The sequence below is a fragment of the Dokdonella fugitiva genome, from assembly GCF_004342425.1.
In the GTDB taxonomy this organism is placed as follows: Bacteria; Pseudomonadota; Gammaproteobacteria; order Xanthomonadales; family Rhodanobacteraceae; genus Dokdonella_A; species Dokdonella_A fugitiva.
Genome location: NZ_SLWQ01000003.1, coordinates 19,044 through 39,696, shown reverse-complemented (window position 1 = coordinate 39,696; position 20,653 = coordinate 19,044). Strand labels below are relative to the sequence as shown.

The following is a 20,653-nucleotide window of genomic DNA, read 5'->3' as shown; positions in this document are numbered from 1 at the left end:
CTCACAGCGCGCCGAGCACCGCGGCGCAGTCGGCCTCGATCTTCAGCGACAGCAGCTCGTCGGCGCGCGTACGGCCGAGGTTGAGCGCCGCGATCGGCTTGCGCGCCTGCGCCGCCGCGCGCGCGAAGCGGTAGCCCGAGTACACCATCAGCGACGAGCCGACGACGAGCATCGCGTCGGCTTCCTCGAGTGCCTGCGTGGCTCGCTCGAAGCGCTCGCGCGGCACGTTCTCGCCGAAGAACACGACGTCGGGCTTGAGCAGGCCGCCGCAATCCGCACAATCCGGCACGACGAAGCGCTCGAACGCGAGGCCCTCGAGGTCCGCGTCACCGTCGGGCGCGTCGAGCGCGTCGACGGCGAGCCAGTCCGGATTGCGCCGCTCGAGTTCACGCTGGAACTGCGCGCGCGGCAGGCGCCGCTCGCAGCCGAGGCAGCGCACGCGATCGAGGCGGCCGTGCAGGTCGACGACCGCCTCGTGGCCCGCCGCCTCGTGCAGGCCGTCGACGTTCTGCGTGACGAGCAAGGCGACGCGTCCGCGTCGTTCGAGCGCGGCGAGCGCATGGTGCGCCGCATTCGGTCGCGCGACGCCGAAGCGCCGCCAGCCGACGAGGCTGCGCGCCCAGTAGCGCGAGCGCGCGAGCGCGTCGCCGACGAAGACCTGCAGGGTGATCGGCGGCGTGCGTTTCCAGCCGCCGTCGCGGTTGCGATAGTCGGGGATGCCCGAAGCAGTGCTGATGCCGGCGCCGGTCAGCACGAACAGGCGCGGATGCGCGTCGATGAAGGCGGCGAGTCGCGTCGCGGCGCCGGCCGGCGCGACCGGGTCTTCGAGAACGGCGTCCATGCGCGCATTCTCGCGCGATTCACCGCGCGGGTGCAGCCGGGCGGGTATGCTGTGCGCCCGCCCCGCATCCCCGCTCCGCATCGATGGCGAAACTGTATTTCTATTATTCGGCGATGAACGCCGGCAAGACGACGACGCTGCTGCAGAGCGCGTACAACTACCACGAGCGCGGCATGCGCACGCTGATCCTCACGCCGCAACTCGACACGCGCGCGGGCGAGGGCGTGGTCGCGTCGCGCATCGGCCTGCGTGCGAACGCGCGGCGCTTCATGCGCGACGACGACCTGCTCGCGCTCGCGCGGGCCGACATCGCCGCACGCGGCAAGCTCGACTGCGTGCTCGTCGACGAGGCGCAGTTCCTGTCCCGGGCGCAGGCATGGCAGCTCGGCGACATCGTCGACGTGCTCGGCATCCCCGTGCTCGCCTACGGCCTGCGCACGGATTTCCGCGGCGAATTGTTCGAAGGCAGCCAGTACCTCCTCGCCTGGGCCGACAACCTCGTCGAGATCAAGACCATCTGCCACAGCGGACGCAAGGCGACGATGGTCGTGCGCGTCGACGAGCACGGCCGCGCCGTCACCGACGGCCCGCAGGTCGAGATCGGTGGCAACGACCGCTACGTCTCGGTCAGCCGCGCCGAGTTCAAGAAGATCATGGCCGGCGAAAGCACGGTCGAGCTGCAGCAGCCGGTACTGCCGCTCGATCATCCGCGGGAGTCCGCATGAGCACCCCGGCGTGGCCGCGCCCCGGCTGGCGTGATGGCGGCGACGAGGCGTTCCTGCTCTGGTTCGTGTTCGGTCGTTTCGCCTCGGACCTCGTGATCGACGCGCACCGCTACCGCACGCGCGGCACGCCGCCGGGCATCGACGTCGTCCGCTACGAGAACCGGGCGCTCGCGCACTGGGACGGCTATCCGCTCGCCGGCACGCTCGGGCGCCTGCTGTGGGAAGAAGACGCGCGCCTGTTCGAGCGTGCCAAGGCCGCGCGCGACTGCACGATGCTGCGCGGGTCGATCCGCGACCCCGCCGACCTCGACGCCTTGCGCGACCTCGTCGGCACGATCACCGCGCTCGTCGACGGCGGCGGCGTCGCCGTGGTCGATCCGCAGATCCTGTCGATGTTCGACGCGGCGCAGTGGCACGAGCGCTTCGACGAGGATGCGTTCCACACGCGCGACCACGTCCTGATCATGTGCAGCGAGGACGAGCACCATGCAGGACGCTCGTGGGTGCACACGCGCGGCCTGCGCAAGTTCGCGCGGCCGGACGTCAGCATCCGCAACGTGCCCGCGCCGGCGGTCGGCGTCGCCGGCGAGCTCGCCGAGCGCTTCGCCGACTTCCAGGCGCGCGGCGGCATCGTCGAGGAGGGCCGGGACATCGAGGTGTCCGGCGTCCCGCGCGGCATGACGGTGCGCGTCGTCGGCGCGCCCGACGATCCGGAGTTCAACAACCGCCACATCGCGCTGGACTGGCCGGCGTGACCGCCCGCGCGCCGCTACCACGCGCGCATCGGGTCAGCGCTGGCAGCGCGGGCAATGGAAGGTCGAGCGCTGGCCGATCACGCTCGCACGGACCGGCGTGCCGCAGGCGCGGCACGGTTCGCCCGCGCGTCCATAGACCATGAGCTCCTGCTCGAAGTAGCCGGGCGTGCCGTCCGGGCTGATGAAGTCGCGCAGGGTCGTGCCGCCACGGCCGATCGCGTAGGCGAGGATGCGCTTCACCTCCGCGGCGAGGCGTGCATAGCGCTCGCGCGAGACGCTGCCGGCCGCACGCCGCGGATGGATGCCCGCGGCGAACAGCGCTTCGCTCGCGTAGATGTTGCCGACGCCGACGACGATCCCCTGGTCCATGAGGAACAGCTTGACCGCCGCACGGCGGCCGCGCGAACGCAGCCACAGGTGATCGCCGTCGAAGGCGTCGGACAACGGCTCGGGCCCGAGGCCGGCGAGGAGTTCGTGCGTTTCGCCGCGGGGCTGCCACAGCTGCGAGCCGAAGCGTCGCGGATCGGTGAAGCGCAACACCCGGCCCGAGTCGAGGCGCCAGTCGACGTGGTCGTGCGGGCCGACCGGCGTCGTCGCCGGCAGCACGCGCAGCGAGCCGGACATGCCCAGATGCAGCAGCGCGCTGCCCGGCTCGGTATGCACCAGCAGGTACTTCGCGCGGCGTTCGATCGCCTCGATGCGCTGGCCCGGCAGCTGCACCCGCAGTTCGCGCGGGATCGGCCAGCGCAGCTTCGGCTGGCGCACGTCGAGCGCGACGACGCGGCGACCCACGAGGTGCGGCGCGAGGCCGCGGCGCGTCGTTTCGACCTCGGGCAGCTCGGGCATGCGCCTAGTCCTGCTTCGGCGTGGCGGCTGCCGTGAACAACGCGGCACTGAAGCGGTCCGGCACGAGCGCGATCGCGTCGTCGATCGCGACGTAGCGGTCGCCGCGGATCGCGTCGGTGCCGCCGAAGCGCAGCTCGGTGTCGTCGATGCGCAAGGTCGCGAACGGCGGCACGAGGCCGACCTTGGCCGCTTCGAGTTCGCCCGCGGCGTGGCGGAAGCGCACCGGCGCATGGGCGATCGCGAGCAGGCGCGCGACCAGCGCCTCGTCGGCCGGCGCATCCGGGTCGCGCTGGCGCCAGTGTCCGTCGACATTGGCGTAGTGGCGCGGCGTGCAGCCGGCGCAGGTCACGTCGATGCGCTTGGCGGCCGCGAGGTCGAGCGTGGTCAGCGGATCGAGCGCGAGTGCCTGCTCGTGTCGCAGCTCGGCGAACACGGCGGCGACGAGCAGCGCGACCGCCGCGACCAGGAACACGAGGGTGCGCGTGCGTCGCTTCATCGAGGCAGCCTAGCAGGTCGCGCAAGCGCCGGTGTCAGCGCCGCCGGCGACGCCACGCGACCAGCATCCCCGTCGCGACGAGCAGCAGCGGCAGTGCGACGAGGAAGAGCACGGCGATGAGCGTCAGCGCCGCCTGCGAGAGCGCGAGTTCGCGGTCGGGTGCGCTGCGGTCGGGCACCGCGACCTGCGCATCGTCGCCGAGCAGCCAGTCGAACACGCGCTGGCCGAACTCGCGGTTGCCGCCATTGCCGAGGTAGCTGTTGGCGAGGAAGTCGCCGTCGCCGACGACGACGACGCGCTGCTCGCGCTTGTCCGGCCGCGGCGACACGCGCGTCAGCGCGAACGCGAGGTCGAGCGGACCGGGGATCTCGCCGGCGTCCGCGTCCTGGCGCACCGTGTCGGCGTTCTCGCCCGCCTTCGGGATGTGGCCGGTCTCGTTCCACGACTTCGCGCTCGAGCGCAGCAGCGGTTGCACCGCCCAGTGCGCATCGCTGAGCCGGGCGAGCGCGGCGGGCTGCGGCAGCAGCGTGGTGAGCGCGAAGCCCTGCGTGACCGGCGATGGCGGATACGTGTTGATCGCGACGAAGCTGGGATCGGACAGGCCGAACGCCTGGCCGTTGCCGTCGACGACCGTGCCTGGCAGCACGCGCACGCCGAGGGCGCCCGCGAGCTCGTCGAGGCCGGCGTCCTCGCCGGGTTCGGTCAGCCAGAGCAGGGCGCCGCCGCCGTCGACCCAGGCGACGAGCGCGGCGGCGACCGACGGATCGAGCTTGACCTGCGGATTGGCGACGACGACGAGGTCGGCGTTGTCCGGCACCCTGCCCATGCCCGCCAGCGGCAGCGGCACCGCGCGCACGCCGCGGCTTCCGAGCGCGGCGACGAACGTGCCGAGGTCGGCGTTCGCCTTGCCGAGCGGCTGGCGTTCGCCGTCGCCTTCGAGGAACGCGACGATGCGCTCGCGCGTGCGCGACAGGCGCAGCAGCGCGCCCGAGAACTCTGCCTCGCTCAGCACCTTGAGGCGCTCGCTGCGATCGCGGTAGCGCAGCTCGAGTTCGCCGTCGACGCTGACGCCGGCCGCGCGCATCGCCGCGGGATCGGCATCCGGATCGACGAAGCGCAGCGTGAGGTCGGGCTTGGCACGGCGGTAGCGGTCGACGAAGTCGGCGACGACCGCGCGCAGGCCGCCCTGCCGGCTCGCGTAGCTCGTCACCTCGACCGGGCCCTCGAGCGTCTCCAGCACGGCGAGCGAACCGGCGCCGAGGCTCGCGCCCTCGCCGTGGCTCCAGTCGCGCGAGAAACCGAAGCGCGTGCTGAGGAACGCGAGCAGCGCCGCCGCGACCAGCACGAGCAGCGTGTACACCGCATCGCCGAGGCGTTCGCGCATCAGTCGGCGCTCCCGCGCAGCGCATCGAGGCGGCGCGTCGCGAGGGCGAGCGCGACCGCGGCGACGAGCACGAAGTAGCCGATGTCGACGCTGGCGACGATGCCGCGGAAGAACGGCTCGAGGTGCGTCGGCAGCGCGAGATAGTTGATGCCGGAGTTGGCCACGCCCTGCAGGCGCGCGCCGGCATCGACGACGGCGAGCAGCGCCGCGATCGCGAAAGCCGCGGCCGCGGCGAGGGCAGGCTGCGCGGCCCAGGCCGAGCACGCCACGCCGATCCCGGTCAGCGCCGCGGCGAACAGCGCGAGGCCGAGCAGCGCGGCGGCGATCTTGCCGAGATCGAGCGCCGTGCCGACCTCCAGCGCGAGCGGCATCGCCGCCACGAGCACGACGAGCGCGAGCACGTAGCCGTACGCGCCGGCGAACTTGCCGAGCACGATGCGCAGGTTGCCGGCGCCGCTCGCGAGCAGCAGCGGCAAGGTCGCGGCGCGCCGCTCGCCGGCGAAGGCGCGCATGGTGACGAGTGGTACGAGCGGCAGCAGCAGGTTGGACAGGCTGCGCAGCAGCGGGATCGCGGCGAGGTCGGTGACGCCGGGCGCGTCCTTGAGCCCGCCGAGTTTCGGCGCGAGGTCGACGAACGCCTGCAGCGCGAGCAGGAACTGCCAGGCCATGAACGCGAGCACGATCGCGGCGAGCGTCCACGCGAACGGCTGCGCGCGCAGGCGCCGCCATTCGTGGCCGGCGATGAGCCAGGTCGCGCTCATGCGGCGGCGGCCGGCGCGTCGCTCGCGGCGATCGCGAGGAAGGTCGATTCGAGTGGCAACGCGTCGGCGCCGAGCGCGGTCAGGCCGAAGCCCTGCGCGACGACCGCGGCGGCGAACGCGTCGATCGAACTACCGGGCGCGAGTTCGACGCGCCAGTGCGCGAGGTCCAGCGGTTCGGCCGCGGCGACCATCGGCAGCGCGCGCCACTCGTCCGCGCGCAGCGCGCGCGTGACGCCGACGCGCAACGACGTCGTCGCCGACGCGTGCACGTCGCCGACGTGGCGCAGCTCGCCGCGATGCAGGATCGCCACGCGATCGCAGCACGCGGACACGTCGGGCAGCACGTGCGTCGACAGCACGACCGCGTGTTCGCGGCCGAGGCCGCGCACGAGTTCGCGCAGGCGCAGCGCTTGCACCGGGTCGAGCCCGGAGGCCGGTTCGTCGAGCACGATGAGCTCGGGTTCGTGCACGATCGCCTGGGCGAGGCCGACGCGCTGGCGGTAACCCTTCGACAGCGCGCCGAGTGGTCGCCGGCGCAACTCGCCGAGTTCGCAGCGCTCGATCGCGCGCTCGACCGCCGCCGCGACCGCGCCGCGGGCGACGCCGTGCAGGCGCGCGCAGAAGCGGAGGTATTCCACCGTGTCGAGTTCGGCGTGCAACGGCGGCGTCTCCGGCAGGTAGCCGATGCGTCGGCGCGCGAGCTCGGGTTGCTCGTACAGGTCCTCGCCGGCCAACCGTACGCTGCCGGATGTCGGCGCGAGCACGCCCGCGATCATGCGCAGCGTGGTCGTCTTGCCGGCGCCGTTGACGCCGAGCAGGCCGAGCACTTCGCCGCGCGCGAGCTCGAGATCGAGCCCGCGCACGACCGCCCGGCCGGCGAGCCGGCGGCCGGCGTGGACGAGTGCGAGGGTGGGCGCGGGGGACGTCACGACATTCGATTGTTAGGGGATCGGCCCGGCGGCGGCAAGCCTGAACGCGCCGATCGCGATCGCAAACGTTGACGCAGTCGCATGGCGACCCCACCTGAGTGCGCGTATAGTGGCCATCTCCTCCCGGGGTTCTGCGCAAGTCCATGTCCGATACACTGATTTCCCTCGCCGCCCGCGGCCTCACCCAGGCGAGCTGGGGCACCTGGATCGTCTACCTGCTGGTCGTGACCCAGTTGACGATCTTCGCGGTCACGCTCTACCTCCATCGCAGCCAGACCCATCGCGGCGTCGACTTCCACCCGGTCGTGGCGCACTTCTTCCGCTTCTGGTCGTGGCTCAGCACGGGCATGGTCACGAAGGAATGGGTCGCGATCCATCGCAAGCACCATGCGAAGGTCGAGACCGAAGACGACCCGCACAGCCCGCAGGTGTACGGCATCCGCAAGGTGTTCTGGGAAGGCGTCGAGCTGTACCGCGAGGCGAGCGAGAACCGCGAGGACATGGAGAAATACGGTCGCGGCACGCCGGACGACCGGATCGAACGCGTGCTCTACAGCGGCCACCCGTACTGGGGCCCGACCCTCATGGCGATCATCGACCTCGCGCTGTTCGGCGCGGTCGGCGGCGTGATCTGGGCGATCCAGATGGTGTGGATCCCGTTCTGGGCCGCCGGTTTCGTCAACGGCATCGGCCACTGGTGGGGTTATCGCAATTTCGAGTCGGCCGACACCTCGACGAACGTCTCGCCGTGGGGTTTCTGGATCGGCGGTGAGGAGCTGCACAACAACCACCATGCGTTCCCGAGCTCGGCGAAGTTCGCGCTGCGCAAGTGGGAATTCGACATCGGCTGGGTCGCGATCCGCGGCCTCGAGAAGCTCGGCCTCGCCAAGGTGCTGCGCGTCGCGCCGGCGCTCGACGTGCGCCCGAACATGAACCTGCCCGACACCGAGACCGTGAAGGCGCTGCTGTCGCACCGCTTCCACGTCATGAGCGACTACTTCCGCGGCGTGATCGCGCCGACGCTGCGCGAGGAAGCCGCGAACGCCGGCGCCGGCATCAAGGCGCTGCCGCGCAAGCTGCGCAAGGCGCTCGGCAACGGCGGGCGCTGGCTCGACGCGGCGTCGCGCGAACGCATGACCGCGTTCACCGAGAAGCATCCGCAGCTGCGCACCGTGTGCGAGTTCCGCGCGCGCCTGGCCGAGCTCACCGAGCGCAATGGCCGCAACGCCGAAGGCATGCTCGAGGGCCTGAAGGAATGGTGCCGCGAGGCGGAGCAGACCGGCATCCGCACGCTCGCCGAGTTCGCCGCGCGTCTCAAGGGCTATCGCCTCGCGGGCGAAACCGCCTGAGGGCGGCATATCGACGTGTTCGAACGAGCCCGCCGCGTGCGGGCTTTTTCTTGCGCGTCAGTCGAGGAAGCGCGCCGCATGCTCCGGCGCGGGCAGCCAGCAGGCATCGCTGCGGCCGAACCAGCGGTAGCGGTTGCGCGCGAGCCAGCGGTAGGCCGGGTCCCGCATCATGCGCGGCACGAGCCGCAGCACGCCGGCCAGGCGCCACGCACCACCGAAGCCGGCGAGCACGCGCAGGATCGCTTCGCTGTCGGTACTCGCATGCCCGCGTTCGAGCAACAGCAGCGAGTTCGGATCATCTGGATCGAGCCCGTGCGCGCGCAGCAGCGCGCGACCGTTCGCCGATTGCATCGAGGCGAAGCGGAAGCGCCGGGCGCGGTCATGCGCGAGCACGAAACGCACCCAGCGGCTGCACAGCAGGCAGACGCCGTCGTAGACGAGGATCGCGTCACCGGCGGCAGGGACTGTCGCCGGCTCCGCCGGCTTGCTGCCGCGCGTGGCGGACATTCACTGCGCGGGGTGCGGGAGGTCGGTCGGTTCCATCGGTCGGGATGCTGCCTGAGGCGCGTGCAAGGAAACACTGCTGCGGCCCCTTCGCCGATCGGGCGTGCAGTTCCGAAGCTTCGTCATCGCGGCGAAAGCCGGGATCCGGCTCCTTGGAATCGGCAGCGCGAACAAACCGCAAGACGAAAAGCCCGCCATGGAGGCGGGCTTTTCGTGATACTGAAGGCGCTGGATCCCGGCTTTCGCCGGATGGCGCAAGGGGCCTTCGCGCGTGCGCGAAGGCGCCATCGCGTCACTTGATCTTGCCTTCCTTGTATTCGACGTGCTTGCGCACGACCGGGTCGTACTTCTTCACCGCCATCTTTTCCGGCGTGTTCTTCTTGTTCTTGTCGGTGGTGTAGAAGTGGCCGGTGCCGGCCGAGGAGATCAGACGGATCTTGTCGCGCTTGGATGCCATGGTGTTGTCCTCCTCAGACCTTTTCGCCGCGCTTGCGCAGTTCGGCGATGACGACTTCGATGCCCTTCTTGTCGATCGTGCGCAGGCCGTGGCTCGACACGCGCAGGCTCACCCAGCGGTTTTCGCTCGGCACCCAGAAGCGGCGCTCGTGCAGGTTCGGCAGCCAGCGGCGCCGCGTCTTGTTGTTGGCGTGGGAAACGTTGTTGCCGGAAAGGGCGCCCTTCCCGGTGACTTGGCAGATTCTGGACATGCGAACCTCGGATTCTCGGTGCCGACCTTGGCCAGGACGGCGGCGGCCCAGCGGCGACGATGCGCCATGCGGTGCTGGAAGCTCCTGGCCGATCGACGCGGGCGGACCGCATGCCGGGATCCGCGTGCCCGAAGGGCGATGAAAGGCGCAGGGAGCCGCGCTTTATAGCGGAATCAGCGGCTTGCGGCAAGCGGGCCGTGGTCCGCCTCGCCGTGCGACCCCGCGCGGGAGCCCGACGGCGGCCCGCTCCGCACTGGTAGAGTCCACGATTCCCCGAAGCGGAGCCGGCAAACCGTGGCAACGACGCGCGAGACGGCATTCGAACCGACCGACCCCGCCCTGCGCGAGGACGTGCGCCGCCTCGGGCGGCTGGTCGGCGAGTTGCTCGTCGAGCAGGCCGGCGAGGCGTTCTACGAGCGCGTCGAAGCCGCGCGCACGGAAGCGATCCGACGCCGCGGCGAAGGCGAAGGCATCGAGCGCCTGGCGGGGCACCTCGCCGGGCTCGAGGCGGCCGACGCCGATGCGCTCGGCCGCGCGTTTTCGACCTACTTCCAGGTCGTCAACATCGCCGAGCGCGTGCAGCGGATCCGCCGCCGTCGCGACTACCAGCTCGCCGGCGCCGCGCCGCAACCCGATGGCGTGCACGACGTGCTGCTTCGCCTGCGCGCGGCTGGCGTCGGCGCGGCGGAACTGCTCGACGCGCTTCCGCGCATCGACGTCGAACCGGTGTTCACCGCGCATCCGACGGAAGCCTCGCGCCGCTCCCTGCTCGAAAAGGAACAGGAGATCGTGCGCGCGCTCGTCGCCGACTTCACCGGTCCACGCACCGCGGCAGAGCGTGCCGTCGACTGGGCGCGCCTGCGCATGGCGCTGACCAGCAGCTGGCAGACCGCCGACCTGTCGCCGGTGCGCCCGTCCGTGCAGGACGAGCTCGACCACGTCGACTTCTACCTGTCCGATCCGCTCTATCGCGTGATCCCCGTGTTCTACGAAGTGCTGGAACGGGCGATCACCGAGGTCTACGGCACCTGCCCCGCCTTGCCGCGCATCGTGCGCTTCGCCTCGTGGGTCGGCGGCGACATGGATGGCAATCCGAATGTCGGTGCGGCGACGATCACGGCCGCGCTGCGCAAGCAGCGGCGGGTCGTGCTCGGTGCCTACCGGCGTGAATGCGCCGAACTCGCGCGCCTGCTGACCCAGACGCTGGACCGCGTCGGCGTCGACGAGGCGGTGCTCGCGCGCTTCGCGGCCTATCGCGAACGCCTGCCCGACGCCGCGGCGAAGATCCGCCCGCGCCACGAGAACATGCCGTATCGCTGCCTGCTGCAGCTCGTCGGCGCGCGGCTCGCGGCGACCGCGCACGATGCGCCCGGCGGCTATGCCGACGTGTCGGAGTTCGCCGCGGACATCGGCCTCGTCGCGGACAGCCTGCGCGCGCACGCGGGCGTGCATGCAGGCTGGTTCGCCGTGCGGCGGCTGCAGCGGCGCATCGCGACGTTCGGCTTCCACCTCGCGCGGCTCGACGCGCGCCAGGATTCGCGCGTGCACGCGGCGGCGCTCGCCGAAGCGCTCGGGACGCTCCCCGGCGACGCGACGGCGCGCGCGAGCGCGATCGCGCCGTATGCCGAGGGCACGGCTTCGCTCGAGCCGCGCGACGGTGCCGACGTGCTCGCCGAGGCGACCGCGGTCTTCGCCGCGTTCGCCGATGCGCGCATGCGCCATGGCGACGCCGCGCTCGGCGCCTACGTGATCAGCATGGCGGGCTGCGCCGCCGACGTGCTCGCGGTGCTCGCGCTCGCGCGTGCAGGTGGCCTGGTCGACGCGCGCGGCACGGTACCGCTCGACGTGGCGCCCTTGTTCGAGACGATCGACGACCTGCGTTCGGCCCCGCCGACATTCGCCGCCTTGCTCGCCGACCGTGTCTATCGCGCGCATCTCGCCGCGCGCGGCGACCGGCAGATGATCATGCTCGGCTACTCCGACAGCGCGAAGGACGGCGGCATCCTCGCCGCGCGCTGGTCGCTGCAGCGTGCCCAGGTCGAGCTGCTGTCGATCGCGCGCATGCACGGCATCACGCTCACGTTCTTCCACGGCCGCGGCGGTTCGATCAGCCGTGGCGGCGGCAAGGTCACGCGTGGCGTGATGGCCGCGCCGCGGGGCGCGGTCGACGGCCGCCTGCGCGTGACCGAGCAGGGCGAGGTGATCCACCAGAAGTACGGCATCCGCGCGCTCGCGCTGCGCAGCCTCGAGCAGGCGGTCGGTGCGGTGCTCGTCGCGACCTTGCGACCGCGCGCGGCCGAACCGCGCGAAGCGCGCTGGCGCGAGGCGATGCACGCGCTCGCCGCCGACGGCGCGGCGGCCTATCGCGAACTCGTCGCGGGCACGCCCGGGTTCGTCGAGTACTTCCGGCGGGCAACGCCGATCGACGTGATCGAGCGCATGACGCTCGGCTCGCGCCCGGCCCGACGCGGCAGCGGCTCGGGCGGCGTCGAGTCGCTGCGCGCGATTCCCTGGGTGTTCGCCTGGACGCAGTGCCGCGCCGGCCTCACCGGCTGGTACGGCGTCGGCAGCGCGCTCGAGCGCGCCGCCGCGCGTGGCGACGAGGCCCTGCTCGCCGAGATGGCTCGCGATTGGGCGTTCTTCCGCACGCTCGTCGAGGATCTCGAGATGCTGCTCGCCAAGTGCGACCTCGACATCGCCGAACGCTTCTCGCGCCTCGCCGGGACGCTGCACGACACGTTCTTTCCGCGCATCGCCGCGGAGTTCGAGCGCACCGCCACCTGGCTGCTGCGCCTGCGCGGCCGCGGCCAGCTGCTCGCGGACGATCCACGCCTGGCCGAGTCGATCCGCCTGCGCAACCCGTACACCGACCCGATCAGCCTGATCCAGGTCGACCTCCTGCAGCGCTGGCGTGACTCGGGTTCGCCCGACGACGCGGTGTTCGCCGCGCTCGTATCGAGCGTGCATGGCGTGGCCCAGGCGCTGCAGAACACCGGGTGACCGCTCCTCTTCCGTGGGCGGCGGAAGCCGCGATGCCCTCGAAGGCCGAGGGCCGGGGGCGAGTGACGCAGGGCGAGGGCCGCAGAGCGAATCGGAGGGCATCGCGACCGAAGTCACTCCCACGCAAGCGCCATCACCTGTATGAGCGCACCCTGCGCGAGCGTCGCGCCCCGGCGCGTTGCGATGCTGCGGTGGCCCTCAAGGTGGCCTCCTGCGGGGAGAGCGGCAAGCGTTCGTGCGAGCGAGGGCATCGCGGCCCGCCCCACGCGAATCAGATCTCTTCTGTCGCCGTCCGCCGCGAGCGCTTGATGAGCCAGGCGACGCCGCGCAGGTCGGCGATGCCGACCAGCGCGCGGTTGAGGTTGTTGTACTTCGAAGCGCCGCTGCCACGCGGCCGGTGGTTGACCGGGACCGATTTCACCTGCCAGCCCGCGCGCTGCATCAGCGCGGGCAGGTAGCGGTGCATGTGGTCGAAGTAGGGCAGATCGAGGAAGCTCGCACGCTCGAACAGCTTGATGCCGCAGCCGGTGTCGGGCGTGTCGTCGCGCAGCAGGCGCGAGCGGATCGCGTTCGCCCACTTCGACGCCCAGCGCTTGCTGCCCGAATCCTGCCGGTTCACGCGCCAGCCGGCGTAGAGCTTGATCGTCGCCGGGGACTCGTCGCGCATCGCGAGCAGTTTCGGGATGTCGGCCGGGTCGTTCTGGCCGTCGCCGTCGAGCGTCGCGATCCAGTCGCCGCGCGCGGCCTTCACGCCGTTGCGGATCGCCGTGCTCTGCCCGCTCTGCGCGAGATGGCGCACGACGCGCAGCTCGGGGTACGTGGCCTTGGCCGCCGCGAGGACGGCGAGGCTGTCGTCCTTGCTCGCGTCGTCGACGTAGACGATCTCGAAATCGACGCGGCCGCGCAGCGCCGCGGCGATCTCGGCGAGCAGTGGCGGAATGTTGTCGCGCTCGTTGAAAACGGGCACGACCACGGACAATGCGGGCATGACGTCGGATCGCTTCGCGGAAGGCGCGCATTATCGCCGGTTTTGCCGGCGGCGGCGGCTCCGGCTGCGCGAACCTGCGCGCAATTGCCGCAGGCAGCGCGCGCGGGCGCCGCTCAGTTGCTGCCGGACGCCACCGCCGGCAGGCCTTCGAGCGCGTTGCGCCACGCGTGCTCGAGTGCGTCGAAGCGCGTGTCGGATGCGGCGAGCATGAACAGGGTACCGTCGCCCATCGGCACTTCGCGCGCGACCAGGCCGGCGCGATGGAACGCGGTCGCCTTCTCCGCGCGGTCGCGCGGTATGTAGACGACGCTGACCGGGCCGTCCGCACCCGCGCTGACCATGTGCACGCTGCGCCAGCGGCCGATCCCGCACTCGGCGACGTAGGCGACTTCGGGCGGTACGTCGGCGAGCTTGACGCCGCGATCGGCGAAGGCCTGCTCGACCTCGGCCTGGGGTACCGGCGCGACCATCGCGAGCGCGGCGTGCTCGTCGGGCGCGGTCACGTGCGCGGCGACCATCGCGCGCAGGCTCGTCGACTGGCGATGGCGCGCGACGCCGACCGCGAGCAGCACGCTCGCCGCCGCGGCGAGGGCGATCCAGGCGAGGCGGCGGCGCGGCTGGAACGGCTCGACCGTCGCCTCGGGGCGCGCGGCGAGGATGCGCTCGGCCAGACCCTCGGGCACGGGTACCGCGAGCGCGGCCGACAGGCGCGCCTCGAACGCCTGCGCGTCGGCGGCGAGGGCGGCACAGTCGCTGCACGTCGCCATGTGTGCACGCGCGTCGGCGGCGCCGACATGGGGATCGCTGCCGAGCAGGCGGCGGAACTCAAGGCAGTCCATGCAGCTCCGCCTCCGGTTCCTTGCCGTCGAGCAGCGCGCGCAGCTTCTGGCGCGCGCGGAAAACCTGGGTCATCACCGCCGATTCGCTGATGCCGAGCTGCGCGGCGACCTCGGCGCAGGAAAACCCGCCGAGCACCTGCAGCACGAGCGGCTCGCGGTATTTCGGTTCGAGCCTGGCGATCGCCGCGCGCAGCACCGCGTCCTCGCCGCGGTGTTCAGGGCCAGGCGAATCATCGCTGAGTTCGAGGTCGGTGATATCGGTGGTCGGCATCGGCTTGCGTTCGTACAGGCGCGCGTGTTCGCGTCGCAGGATCGTCGCCAGCCAGGCTTTCGCCGCGATGTCGTCGCGTAGCGCGTCGAGCGAGCGCCACGCGCGCAGGAAGGTCTCCTGGACCAGGTCCTGCGCGAGCGCGTCCTGGCCACAGAGCCAGTACGCGTAGCGGTAGAGCTCGCCCGAATGCGCGCGCACGAGAGCCTCGAACTGTTGCTGGCGGTTGACCGCCATCCCAACAGACCGGGGATTGCCGTCCTGGCTTGCATCTTCCGTCATGCGCGAGGATCACCCATCGAAGCCGTTTTCGAAGATCAGGTCGGGCGTATTGACGGTGAAACTGACCGGCAGCGTCAACGGGTCGTGGACCGCGTCGTTGCTGTGCACGCATATGTTCGCATTGTAGGCGCCCGGTGTCAGGCTCGACGCGTCGAGGGTCACGTCGATGCTCGCCGCGGTGGCGCCCGGCGTGATCGAGCCCGAGGTCGGCGCGAGCACGATCCACGGCACGTCGACCGGGGCGCTGCAGCCGGTGGAGGAGGTGTCGAGGGTCCAGTCCAGCGTCGCGCCGCCGGTGTTGGCGAGTTCGAAGCCGGTACTGGCGCTGCCGCCGGCCTCGGCCGACCCGCTCACCTCGCCCGGGGCGACCTCGACGATCGGCAGCGCCGCGGCCTCGACGACGATCGTGCCGGCCATGCCGAGGCCGCCGCTGCTGCCGTGGACCTCGCAGTGGTAGCCGATCGTGCCGGCGGTCGGGAAGGTGACTTCGGCGACCCAGAGCGAACTGGTCGGGGACCCGTTTCCGCCCTCTCCGTCGCATCCGGCCGCGCAACGGAACTCGGTGATGGCGTCGTCGTCGGAAACGACGTTGTGGAATCCGCCCGCGTTGGTGAACCTCACGGTATCGCCGGCACTGATGGTCAGGCTCGACGGGCTGTAGGCGAGGCCGGCGGCACCGCCGACGCTGACGTCATGGATTGCGGCGAACGCAGGAGCGGAAACGAGGGTGGCGGCAACGGCGAGAACGGTACGGCGCATGGCGGAACTCCCCAGGGGTGGCGGTCCCCGTGGGTTCCGGAATGGCGCGTGCGGGTTGCGTCTCCCGCGAGATCCGGCGTGGAGGAACCCGCTCGGCCCCAGTCCTCAGCGGATGCGCTCGAGGATGCCGTCGAGCTCGTCGAGGCTGTGGTAGTGGATGACCAGCTTGCCGCGACCGTTGCGCGCATGGGCCAGGCGCACACGCGTGGCGAGCTTCTCGGCGAGGTCGCGCTCGAGCGCCACGATGTTCGGATCCGGTTTCGCCGCGGGCTTGGCCGGTTTCGCGGGGTCGCCGGCGGACTGGCGCACCGCGTCCTCGAGTTCGCGCACGGACCAGCGTTTCTCGACCGCGACGTGCGCGAGCGCGACCGCGCGCGCTTCCGGCAGGGTCGCCAGCGCGCGTGCGTGGCCCATCTCGAGTTCACGGTCGTCGAGCAGGCGCTTGATCTCGGCAGGGAGCTCGAGCAGGCGCAGCAGGTTCGACACGGCCGCGCGCGAGCGGCCGACGGCTTCGGCGGCCTGCTGGTGGGTGAGGCCGAATTCGTCGATGAGGCGCGACAGCGCCTGCGCTTCCTCCAGCGGCGACAGGTCCTCGCGCTGGATGTTCTCGATCAGCGCCATTGCGACGACGGCCTGGTCGGGCACGACCTTAACGAGTGCAGGGATCTCGCCGAGACCGGCCTGCTGCGCCGCGCGCCAGCGGCGTTCGCCGGCGATGAGTTCGTAGCGATCGGCACCGATCGCGCGGACGACCACCGGCTGGATCAGCCCTTGCGCCTTGATCGACGCGGCGAGTTCCTCGAGCGGCTCGGCGTCGAAGTGATGGCGCGGCTGGTACTTGCCCGGCTGGATCGCATGGATCCCGAGCGTGCGCAGCTCGCCCTCGGTATCGACCGTGGCGGCCGGTGCGTCACCGCCGCCGCCGAGCAGGGCGTCGAGGCCACGGCCGAGGCTTGAGGGGCGTTTCTTGGCTGCCATGCGTGCGGTTCCTCGTGCGTCGTCAGTGCGTCGCCGGCACACCGGCCGGGTGTCGCCGCAGCATCTCCCCGGCGAGGCCCAGGTAGGCGACGGCGCCGCGCGATTCGCGGTCGTACAGGTTGATCGGCTTGCCATGGCTCGGCGCTTCGGCGAGGCGGATGTTGCGCGGGATGATCGAGCGCAGCACCTTGTCGCCGAAATGCTTGGTCAGCTGCAGCGACACCTCGTTGCCGAGGTTGTTGCGCACGTCGTACATCGTGCGCAGCAGGCCTTCGACTTCGAGCTGCGGATTGAGGCGCATGCGCACCGCCTTGATCGTGTCGAGCAGGCTCGTGAGTCCTTCGAGCGCGAAGTACTCGCACTGCACCGGGATCAGCACGCCGTGCGCGGCGGTGAGCGCATTGATGGTGAGCAGGTGCAGCGTCGGCGGGCAGTCGATGAGCACCGTCTCGTAGCGGTCGCCGAGCTTGGCGATCTGCTCCTTGAGGCGCGACTCGCGCGCGAGCGCATCCATGAGCTTGAGTTCGGCCGCGGTGAGGTCGCCGTTGCCGGGCAGCAGGTCGAAGCCGCCTTCGGTGGTGACGATCGCGCGCTCGATCGGCGCCTCGTCGAGCAGCACCTCGCAGCCATTCGGCTTGGCGGTGCGCTTGTCGACGCCCGATGCCATCGTCGCGTTGCCCTGCGGATCGAAGTCGATCAGCAGCACGCGGTGTTTTTCCTCGGCGAGCGCCGCGGCCAGGTTGACCGCGGTCGTGGTCTTGCCGACGCCGCCCTTCTGGTTCGCGATCGCGATGATGCGCGTCATGCCCGTACCACCCGTTCCTGTCGGTCCGGGCCGTCGGCGCCGGAACCCCTGATTATGACCACGTGGCGCTCCGCCTCCAAACCGGGGACGGCGAGCGGCACGACCGCCTCGACCGTGAACCCGGCCGGCAGCGCGTCGATTTCGTCCTGCGGATGGCGCCCCTTGAGCGCGAGCCAGCGGCCGCCGGGCGCGAGCAGGTGGCCGCCCCAGGCGAGCATGTCGGCGAGGGTCGCGAACGCGCGCGCGGTGATGCAGTCGAAACGACCCTGCACGGCCTCGACGCGCGCTTCGGCGACCCTCACATTGGCGAGGCGCAGTTCGCGCACGGCCGCGCGCAGGAAACGCGTCTTCTTGCCGTTCGAGTCGACCAGGGTCACGGCGCGCCCGGGCGCGACGATCGCGAGCGGGATGCCGGGCAAACCTGCCCCGCTGCCGAGGTCGGCGAGCGTCGCACCGGTGACGTAGGGCACGATCGCGAGCGAATCGAGCAGGTGGCGCGTGACCATGTCGGCCGGATCGCGCACGGCGCTGAGGTTGTACGTCGTGTTCCAGCGGTGCAGCAGGTCGACGTAATCGAGCAGGCGCTCGACGGTGGCGTCGGGCAGGTCGAGTCGGAGGGCTGCGAGACCCGCGCCGAGGCGCTGCCGCAGCGAATCGCGGTCAGCCATGGCGGTCGCAACGATACGGGGGCGCGCAGTATCCGCGCGCGGGCGCGCAAAATCCACCGCGCCGGCGGTTCTTCAGGCGGCGGCGAGGTCGACGCGGGCGACCAGCAGGCCGCGCTCGCGCAGTTCGCTGTTGAGCGACTGCTTGAGCCAGCGCCGGCGGGCTTCGGCCTCGTCGGGCAGCACCGCGTAGTCGAAAAGGCGCCGCGTGGTCACCTTGAGCAGCCCCTCGAGATCGTCGATGACGACGTCGGCGCGCTGCGGATCGAGCACCTGGAAGTAGACGAGGGCGCGGAAGTCCTGCGCGCCGCGGTGCAGCTGGTCCACGGCGACGGTCGCGCCGCCGAGGTCGATCTTGTGCGCGACGCGCTCGACGATCGGCCACACGACGTGCAGGCCCGCACCGAGCGTGCGGACGCGACCCCCACGGGTGCGCAACGTATAGACCTGGCCCTGGGGGATGCGACGGACGCACGCGGCGGCAAGCAGGGCCATCCCGCACAACGCGGCGATCAGGATCGGGGACATCGTGTTCTCTGCAGCGTTCTTGTTATCGGGGCAGCGGTATGGCAGGGCACTTGAACACGATACGCCCCGAAGGACTAACGATTGCTTAACAGTTTTCCATGTTGCGGCGCGAAAGCAGCGTGACGCCATGCCGCATGGGCACTGCGGACGCCCGCGTACAATGGTGATTTCGCCGTTCCGAAGATCCCGCGACCCATGGCCTACCCTCATACCCGCCTGCGCCGCATGCGCCGCGATGCGTTCTCGCGCGCGCTCATGCGCGAAACCGACCTCACCCCGTCCGACCTCATCCTGCCGGTGTTCGTGCGCGAAGGCCGCGACGTCGCCGAGGCGATCCCGTCGATGCCCGGCGTCGAACGCGTGTCGATCGACCGTCTCGTGCGCCTCGCCGAACAGGCGCACGGCCTCGGCATCCCCGCGCTGGCGCTGTTCCCGGTCACGCCGCCCGAGGCGAAGTCGCTCGACGCCAGCGAAGCCTGGAACCCCGACGGCCTCGCCCAGCGCGCGGTGCGGGCGCTCAAGCAGGCGTTGCCCGAGCTCGGCGTGATCACCGACGTCGCGCTCGATCCATTCACGACCCACGGCCAGGACGGCCTCGTCGACGACCGCGGCTACGTCGTCAACGACGCGACCGTCGAGGCGCTCGTCAAGCAGGCGATCTCGCACGCCGAGGCCGGCGCGGATGTCGTCGCGCCGTCGGACATGATGGACGGCCGCGTCGGCGCGATCCGCGCCGCGCTCGAGGTCGACGGCCACGTCAACACGCGCATCCTCGCCTACGCGGCGAAGTACGCGTCGGCATTCTACGGCCCGTTCCGCGACGCGGTCGGCTCGTCCGGCAACCTCGGCAAGGGCAACAAGTACACCTACCAGATGGACCCGGCCAACGGCGACGAAGCGCTGCGCGAAGTCGCGCTCGACCTCGAGGAAGGCGCCGACATGGTGATGGTGAAGCCGGCGATGCCGTACCTCGACATCGTGCGGCGCGTGAAGGAACGCTTCGGCGTGCCGACGCTCGCCTACCAGGTCAGCGGCGAGTACGCGATGCTCAAGGCCGCGTTCGCGAACGGCTGGCTCGACGAGCGCGCCTGCGTGCTCGAGGCCCTCACCGGCATCCGCCGCGCCGGCGCCGACGCGATCCTCACCTACTTCGCCCTCGACGCCGCGCGCTGGTTGCGGGCTTGACAGGGAAGCGCCGGGCACGGCGCGAGGACCGAAAGCGGAAAGATTGAAGCACGAAGGACACGAGGAAGAGCCGGAATTCAAGGGTTGAAACACGGAGCACGGAGGAAACGCTTTCGAACAAGGAAAGGTCTCCCTTGCACCTGCTTCCTGCTTCAAGCTGTTTTTTCCCATTCCGCTTTTCTTCGCGTCCTTCGAGTTTCAGGCTTCTGCCTGGCATCCTCTCCCTCAGGACACCAGATGAACCGCTACGCCGTATTCGGACAGCCGATCGCGCATTCGTTGTCGCCGCGGATCCATGCGGCATTCGGCGCGCAGTTCGGCATCGCGATCGACTATCGCGCGATCGAGGCCGGGCGCGAGACGTTCGCGGCGACGCTCGAGGCGTTCGCGCGCGACGGCGGGCGTGGTGCGAACGTGACCTTGCCGCTCAAGGAAGACGCGGTCGTGCTGTGTGATGCGTTGTCCGATCGCGCGCGGCGCTGCGGCAGCGTCAATACGCTGCTACGCGAAGGGGAACGCTGGGCGGGCGACAGCACGGACGGAGTCGGGCTGCTGCGCGACCTCGCCCGGCACGGCATCGATGCGCGCGGCCTGCGCGTGCTCCTGCTCGGTGCGGGTGGCGCCGCGCGCGCCGCCGCATTCGCGTTCCTCGACGCGGGTGCGCGCGAACTCGTCGTCACGAACCGCACGGCGGCGCGCGCGCAGGCGCTCGCCCACGTGCTCGGCCCGCCGGCGCGCACGTGTGCGTGGGACGCGCTGCGGCATCAGGCTGCGTTCGACCTCGTCGTCAATGCGACCTCCGCCGGCCACGCGGGCGACGCATTCGACTGGCCGCTCGCGGCCGGGGCCACGCCGGCTGCCTGCTACGACCTCTCGTACGGCAGGGCGGCACGGCCGTTCCTCGCCGCGGCGCGTGCCGCGCATGCGCGTGCCATGCACGACGGCCTGGGCATGCTCGTCGAGCAGGCGGCGGAATCGTTCGAACGCTGGCACGGCGTGCGTCCCGAGACCACGCCCGTGCACGAGCAGGTGCGCGCCATGCTCGATGCGCGCGGCTGA

Annotated in this window: 23 protein-coding genes; 6 read left to right on the top strand and 17 right to left on the bottom strand. The window is 71.2% G+C overall.

Annotated features, from left to right (window positions below; all coding sequences use genetic code 11):
* Position 1 precedes the first annotated feature (1 nt).
* Positions 2-841, bottom strand: a complete 840-nt coding sequence (locus EV148_RS07045) for an NAD-dependent protein deacetylase (protein WP_131995680.1) — start codon at positions 839-841, stop codon at positions 2-4.
* Between the two features lie 83 nt (positions 842-924).
* Between EV148_RS07045 and EV148_RS07040 the strand changes: the two genes are divergently transcribed.
* The gene (locus tag EV148_RS07040; RefSeq protein ID WP_131995677.1) at positions 925-1,566 is read left to right on the top strand and encodes a thymidine kinase; all 642 of its coding nucleotides are present in this window, start codon (positions 925-927) and stop codon (positions 1,564-1,566) included.
* Positions 1,563-2,321, top strand: coding sequence for a hypothetical protein (locus tag EV148_RS07035; RefSeq protein WP_131995674.1), 759 nt, complete (start codon positions 1,563-1,565; stop codon positions 2,319-2,321). The genes EV148_RS07040 and EV148_RS07035 overlap by 4 nt, the downstream gene beginning before the upstream one ends.
* Positions 2,322-2,354: 33 nt before the next feature.
* Here EV148_RS07035 and mutM read toward each other — a convergent pair whose 3' ends face one another.
* Genes mutM through EV148_RS07010 form a run of 5 tightly spaced genes read right to left on the bottom strand, consistent with a single transcriptional unit; the run spans position 2,355 to position 6,737 of the window.
* Positions 2,355-3,167 (bottom strand): bifunctional DNA-formamidopyrimidine glycosylase/DNA-(apurinic or apyrimidinic site) lyase, encoded by an 813-nt coding sequence (gene mutM / locus EV148_RS07030; RefSeq protein ID WP_131995671.1) that lies wholly within the window; start codon positions 3,165-3,167, stop codon positions 2,355-2,357.
* 4 nt (positions 3,168-3,171) lie between these two features.
* Positions 3,172-3,663 carry a hypothetical protein gene (locus EV148_RS07025; protein ID WP_131995668.1) on the bottom strand — a complete coding sequence of 164 codons (492 nt, stop codon included), beginning with the start codon at positions 3,661-3,663 and terminating at the stop codon, positions 3,172-3,174.
* Positions 3,664-3,697: 34 nt separating this feature from the next.
* Complete coding sequence (locus EV148_RS07020) at positions 3,698-5,047, bottom strand: GldG family protein (protein ID WP_131995665.1); 1,350 nt, start codon at positions 5,045-5,047, stop codon at positions 3,698-3,700.
* Positions 5,047-5,808: an ABC transporter permease subunit gene (locus EV148_RS07015; RefSeq protein WP_131995662.1), complete on the bottom strand. Its 762-nt coding sequence runs from the start codon at positions 5,806-5,808 to the stop codon at positions 5,047-5,049. The genes EV148_RS07020 and EV148_RS07015 overlap by 1 nt, the downstream gene beginning before the upstream one ends.
* On the bottom strand, positions 5,805-6,737 hold the full coding sequence (locus EV148_RS07010) for an ABC transporter ATP-binding protein (protein WP_199222733.1): 933 nt from the start codon (positions 6,735-6,737) through the stop codon (positions 5,805-5,807). Before EV148_RS07010 ends, EV148_RS07015 begins: the two co-directional genes overlap by 4 nt.
* A 143-nt stretch (positions 6,738-6,880) precedes the next feature.
* Between EV148_RS07010 and EV148_RS07005 the strand changes: the two genes are divergently transcribed.
* Positions 6,881-8,086 carry a DesA family fatty acid desaturase gene (locus EV148_RS07005; protein WP_131995659.1) on the top strand — a complete coding sequence of 402 codons (1,206 nt, stop codon included), beginning with the start codon at positions 6,881-6,883 and terminating at the stop codon, positions 8,084-8,086.
* Positions 8,087-8,143: 57 nt separating this feature from the next.
* Here the strand turns inward: EV148_RS07005 and EV148_RS07000 are convergent, their stop codons facing one another.
* The 3 genes from EV148_RS07000 to rpmB all read right to left on the bottom strand — a co-directional run bounded on the left by EV148_RS07000 (position 8,144) and on the right by rpmB (position 9,297).
* Positions 8,144-8,593 carry a thiol-disulfide oxidoreductase DCC family protein gene (locus EV148_RS07000; RefSeq protein WP_131995656.1) on the bottom strand — a complete coding sequence of 150 codons (450 nt, stop codon included), beginning with the start codon at positions 8,591-8,593 and terminating at the stop codon, positions 8,144-8,146.
* A gap of 289 nt (positions 8,594-8,882) precedes the next feature.
* Complete coding sequence (gene rpmG, locus EV148_RS06995; protein WP_131995653.1) at positions 8,883-9,047, bottom strand: 50S ribosomal protein L33; 165 nt, start codon at positions 9,045-9,047, stop codon at positions 8,883-8,885.
* Positions 9,048-9,060: 13 nt separating this feature from the next.
* Positions 9,061-9,297 carry a 50S ribosomal protein L28 gene (gene rpmB / locus EV148_RS06990; RefSeq protein ID WP_131995648.1) on the bottom strand — a complete coding sequence of 79 codons (237 nt, stop codon included), beginning with the start codon at positions 9,295-9,297 and terminating at the stop codon, positions 9,061-9,063.
* Positions 9,298-9,591: 294 nt separating this feature from the next.
* Here rpmB and ppc point away from each other — a divergent pair, with 294 nt between their 5' ends.
* A complete protein-coding gene (gene ppc / locus EV148_RS06985) occupies positions 9,592-12,297 on the top strand; it encodes a phosphoenolpyruvate carboxylase (RefSeq protein ID WP_131995645.1) in 2,706 nt (901 codons plus the stop codon).
* 271 nt (positions 12,298-12,568) lie between these two features.
* Here ppc and EV148_RS06980 read toward each other — a convergent pair whose 3' ends face one another.
* The 8 genes from EV148_RS06980 to EV148_RS06945 all read right to left on the bottom strand — a co-directional run bounded on the left by EV148_RS06980 (position 12,569) and on the right by EV148_RS06945 (position 18,409).
* Positions 12,569-13,285 (bottom strand): glycosyltransferase family 2 protein, encoded by a 717-nt coding sequence (locus EV148_RS06980; RefSeq protein ID WP_131995642.1) that lies wholly within the window; start codon positions 13,283-13,285, stop codon positions 12,569-12,571.
* Positions 13,286-13,398: 113 nt separating this feature from the next.
* Positions 13,399-14,124: a DUF3379 family protein gene (locus tag EV148_RS06975; RefSeq protein WP_131995639.1), complete on the bottom strand. Its 726-nt coding sequence runs from the start codon at positions 14,122-14,124 to the stop codon at positions 13,399-13,401.
* A complete protein-coding gene (locus tag EV148_RS06970; protein WP_131995636.1) occupies positions 14,111-14,674 on the bottom strand; it encodes a sigma-70 family RNA polymerase sigma factor in 564 nt (187 codons plus the stop codon). Before EV148_RS06970 ends, EV148_RS06975 begins: the two co-directional genes overlap by 14 nt.
* Positions 14,675-14,683: 9 nt before the next feature.
* The gene (locus tag EV148_RS06965) at positions 14,684-15,433 is read right to left on the bottom strand and encodes a cupredoxin domain-containing protein (protein ID WP_131995633.1); all 750 of its coding nucleotides are present in this window, start codon (positions 15,431-15,433) and stop codon (positions 14,684-14,686) included.
* Positions 15,434-15,538: 105 nt separating this feature from the next.
* Positions 15,539-16,411 carry a ParB/RepB/Spo0J family partition protein gene (locus EV148_RS06960; protein WP_131995630.1) on the bottom strand — a complete coding sequence of 291 codons (873 nt, stop codon included), beginning with the start codon at positions 16,409-16,411 and terminating at the stop codon, positions 15,539-15,541.
* A 22-nt stretch (positions 16,412-16,433) separates the two neighbouring features.
* A complete protein-coding gene (locus EV148_RS06955) occupies positions 16,434-17,216 on the bottom strand; it encodes a ParA family protein (protein ID WP_131995627.1) in 783 nt (260 codons plus the stop codon).
* Complete coding sequence (gene rsmG / locus EV148_RS06950) at positions 17,213-17,884, bottom strand: 16S rRNA (guanine(527)-N(7))-methyltransferase RsmG (protein ID WP_131995624.1); 672 nt, start codon at positions 17,882-17,884, stop codon at positions 17,213-17,215. Before rsmG ends, EV148_RS06955 begins: the two co-directional genes overlap by 4 nt.
* Before the next feature lie 72 nt (positions 17,885-17,956).
* Complete coding sequence (locus EV148_RS06945; protein ID WP_131995621.1) at positions 17,957-18,409, bottom strand: SPFH domain-containing protein; 453 nt, start codon at positions 18,407-18,409, stop codon at positions 17,957-17,959.
* Between the two features lie 195 nt (positions 18,410-18,604).
* Between EV148_RS06945 and hemB the strand changes: the two genes are divergently transcribed.
* Together hemB and aroE are read left to right on the top strand one after the other, a co-directional pair.
* The gene (hemB, locus tag EV148_RS06940) at positions 18,605-19,594 is read left to right on the top strand and encodes a porphobilinogen synthase (protein WP_199222732.1); all 990 of its coding nucleotides are present in this window, start codon (positions 18,605-18,607) and stop codon (positions 19,592-19,594) included.
* Between the two features lie 237 nt (positions 19,595-19,831).
* Complete coding sequence (aroE, locus tag EV148_RS06935) at positions 19,832-20,653, top strand: shikimate dehydrogenase (RefSeq protein WP_131995615.1); 822 nt, start codon at positions 19,832-19,834, stop codon at positions 20,651-20,653.

Bases quoted from the DNA above. Each gene is read 5' to 3' on its own strand.
- EV148_RS07000 (WP_131995656.1), bottom strand. From the start codon at position 8,593: ATGTCCGCCACGCGCGGCAGCAAGCCGGCGGAGCCGGCGACAGTCCCT.
- EV148_RS07045 (WP_131995680.1), bottom strand. From the start codon at position 841: ATGGACGCCGTTCTCGAAGACCCGGTCGCGCCGGCCGGCGCCGCGACG.
- EV148_RS07005 (WP_131995659.1), top strand. From the start codon at position 6,881: ATGTCCGATACACTGATTTCCCTCGCCGCCCGCGGCCTCACCCAGGCG.
- EV148_RS07015 (WP_131995662.1), bottom strand. From the start codon at position 5,808: ATGAGCGCGACCTGGCTCATCGCCGGCCACGAATGGCGGCGCCTGCGC.
- mutM (WP_131995671.1), bottom strand. From the start codon at position 3,167: ATGCCCGAGCTGCCCGAGGTCGAAACGACGCGCCGCGGCCTCGCGCCG.
- EV148_RS06955 (WP_131995627.1), bottom strand. From the start codon at position 17,216: ATGACGCGCATCATCGCGATCGCGAACCAGAAGGGCGGCGTCGGCAAG.
- rpmB (WP_131995648.1), bottom strand. From the start codon at position 9,297: ATGTCCAGAATCTGCCAAGTCACCGGGAAGGGCGCCCTTTCCGGCAAC.
- EV148_RS06960 (WP_131995630.1), bottom strand. From the start codon at position 16,411: ATGGCAGCCAAGAAACGCCCCTCAAGCCTCGGCCGTGGCCTCGACGCC.
- EV148_RS06965 (WP_131995633.1), bottom strand. From the start codon at position 15,433: ATGCGCCGTACCGTTCTCGCCGTTGCCGCCACCCTCGTTTCCGCTCCT.
- rsmG (WP_131995624.1), bottom strand. From the start codon at position 17,884: ATGGCTGACCGCGATTCGCTGCGGCAGCGCCTCGGCGCGGGTCTCGCA.
- EV148_RS07025 (WP_131995668.1), bottom strand. From the start codon at position 3,663: ATGAAGCGACGCACGCGCACCCTCGTGTTCCTGGTCGCGGCGGTCGCG.
- EV148_RS07040 (WP_131995677.1), top strand. From the start codon at position 925: ATGGCGAAACTGTATTTCTATTATTCGGCGATGAACGCCGGCAAGACG.
- EV148_RS07020 (WP_131995665.1), bottom strand. From the start codon at position 5,047: ATGCGCGAACGCCTCGGCGATGCGGTGTACACGCTGCTCGTGCTGGTC.
- EV148_RS06945 (WP_131995621.1), bottom strand. From the start codon at position 18,409: ATGTCCCCGATCCTGATCGCCGCGTTGTGCGGGATGGCCCTGCTTGCC.
- rpmG (WP_131995653.1), bottom strand. From the start codon at position 9,047: ATGGCATCCAAGCGCGACAAGATCCGTCTGATCTCCTCGGCCGGCACC.
- hemB (WP_199222732.1), top strand. From the start codon at position 18,605: ATGGCCTACCCTCATACCCGCCTGCGCCGCATGCGCCGCGATGCGTTC.
- EV148_RS06980 (WP_131995642.1), bottom strand. From the start codon at position 13,285: ATGCCCGCATTGTCCGTGGTCGTGCCCGTTTTCAACGAGCGCGACAAC.
- aroE (WP_131995615.1), top strand. From the start codon at position 19,832: ATGAACCGCTACGCCGTATTCGGACAGCCGATCGCGCATTCGTTGTCG.
- EV148_RS06975 (WP_131995639.1), bottom strand. From the start codon at position 14,124: ATGGACTGCCTTGAGTTCCGCCGCCTGCTCGGCAGCGATCCCCATGTC.
- EV148_RS07035 (WP_131995674.1), top strand. From the start codon at position 1,563: ATGAGCACCCCGGCGTGGCCGCGCCCCGGCTGGCGTGATGGCGGCGAC.
- EV148_RS06970 (WP_131995636.1), bottom strand. From the start codon at position 14,674: ATGACGGAAGATGCAAGCCAGGACGGCAATCCCCGGTCTGTTGGGATG.